The following is a 409-nucleotide window of genomic DNA, read 5'->3' as shown; positions in this document are numbered from 1 at the left end:
AACTTTTTTGATTTTAGAGATGTCAACTTCTTTTTCTTCACCTTTGTATTTGAATTTAACGGTCGCACCACCACCACCGGTACCAGATTTTTTGATGTTCAGCCAAGAGGTCAGACCGGTCTGTTTGGTTTTCTGCCAACGCAGGTCTTCTTTACGGTAACCGAAACCTTCCAGGATACGCAGAACCGCCGGCAGAACCTGGTTTTCGATGTAGTATTCCGCGTCGTATTTGTGTTTACGCGGGTCGTATTCTTCCGCCAGGATCGCACGGTTAGAGATCGGACCGTCACCACGCAGAACGATGTAACCGATAACCATACCCGGTTTGATTTTAACACCTTTCGCCGCCAGACGTTTCGCAACCGCAACGTGCGGGCCGATCGCTTTGTATTCGTGCAGCGGACGGGTG

Annotated in this window: 2 pseudogenes; both read right to left on the bottom strand. The window is 49.6% G+C overall.

The window, feature by feature from the left end:
* Positions 1-96, bottom strand: a pseudogene (locus tag R0K30_RS21155) (hypothetical protein); the annotation flags it as partial.
* Positions 85-409: pseudogene (locus R0K30_RS21150) on the bottom strand (DNA polymerase); the annotation flags it as partial. The pseudogenes R0K30_RS21150 and R0K30_RS21155, both read right to left, overlap by 12 nt.

Origin of the sequence: Bacillus sp. SIMBA_154 (assembly GCF_046536015.1) — a bacterium.
In the GTDB taxonomy this organism is placed as follows: domain Bacteria; phylum Bacillota; class Bacilli; order Bacillales; family Bacillaceae; genus Bacillus; species Bacillus pumilus_P.
Note: the sequence above shows the minus strand (reverse complement) of the source record. Positions and strands in the feature narration are given on the sequence as shown.